The following is a 1,028-nucleotide window of genomic DNA, read 5'->3' as shown; positions in this document are numbered from 1 at the left end:
TGTTGATTGTCACTGAGAACTGACCCGGTATTTTCACCGAGATTTGACCCACCCTCAGTTATGCGTCGTGGTTTATGACGCGGTCAATGTTTTGGCCTCCTTTCGTGTTTTCTTTGCAGCCTCAGCGCTGGCCTTGAAGCGGTAGCTGTCGTTTCCGGTTTCGAGGATGTGGCAGCGGTGGGTCAGCCTATCGAGGAGCGCGGTTGTCATCTTTGCATCCCCGAAGACCTGCGCCCATTCTGAGAAGCTGAGGTTTGTGGTGATGATGACGCTGGTGCGCTCGTAGAGTTTGCTGAGCAGGTGGAAGAGCAGCGCCCCGCCAGATGAGCTGAACGGCAGGTAACCGAGTTCGTCCAAAATGACCAAGTCGACCTTCGTCAGCGTCTCAGCCAGTTTCCCTGCCTTACCAAGTGCCTTCTCCTGCTCCAGCGCGTTGACCAATTCCACGGTCGAGAAGAAGCGCACCTTACGCCGGTAATGTTCGATGGCCTGGACGCCGATTGCTGTGGCGGTGTGGCTCTTGCCCGTTCCGGGACCGCCGATCAAAACGACATTCTCGACCGCTTCGATAAACTCGCATCGGTGTAGCTGCCGCACTGTCGCTTCGTTGATCTCACTCGATGCAAAGTCGAAGCCCGTCAGATCCTTGTATGCGGGGAAGCGGGCAACCTTCGTGTGGTAGGCGATGGACCGTACCTCGCGTTCGGCGATCTCGGCCTTGAGCAGCTGCGACAGCATTGGTGTGGCAGCTTCGAACGCTGGCGCACCCTGGGCGACCAAGTCTTCAATCGCATTTGCCATGCCGTACAGCTTGAGACTGCGTAGCATGATCACGATAGAGGCTCCTGCTGGGTCATGACGCATGGCGCTTCTCCTCAGTCCGTCGCAACCCGTCATAGCGATCGACGTTGGCCTCTGGCGTTGTCTGCAATGCCAGTGCGTCCGGCGGATCGACCTCGGGGTGATCTGTCGGTCTGCGGTCGATCAATCGGTGCAACAGGTTCAGGATGTGCGTCTTGGTGGGGACG

General features: G+C 57.8%; 1 protein-coding gene and 1 pseudogene. Both read right to left on the bottom strand.

Annotated features, from left to right (window positions below; all coding sequences use genetic code 11):
• Window positions 1–72 precede the first annotated feature (72 nt).
• Window positions 73–864, bottom strand: coding sequence for an IS21-like element helper ATPase IstB (gene istB, locus ACGYLQ_RS20905; RefSeq protein WP_093744151.1), 792 nt, complete (start codon window positions 862–864; stop codon window positions 73–75).
• Window positions 854–1,028: pseudogene (locus ACGYLQ_RS20900) on the bottom strand (IS21 family transposase); the annotation flags it as partial. The gene istB and the pseudogene ACGYLQ_RS20900, both read right to left, overlap by 11 nt.

Origin of the sequence: Sulfitobacter sp. 1A12779 (assembly GCF_043557315.1) — a bacterium.
Taxonomy (GTDB): domain Bacteria; phylum Pseudomonadota; class Alphaproteobacteria; order Rhodobacterales; family Rhodobacteraceae; genus Sulfitobacter; species Sulfitobacter faviae.
The sequence above is the reverse complement of the archived record's forward strand: the minus strand, read 5'-3'. Positions and strand labels throughout refer to the sequence as shown.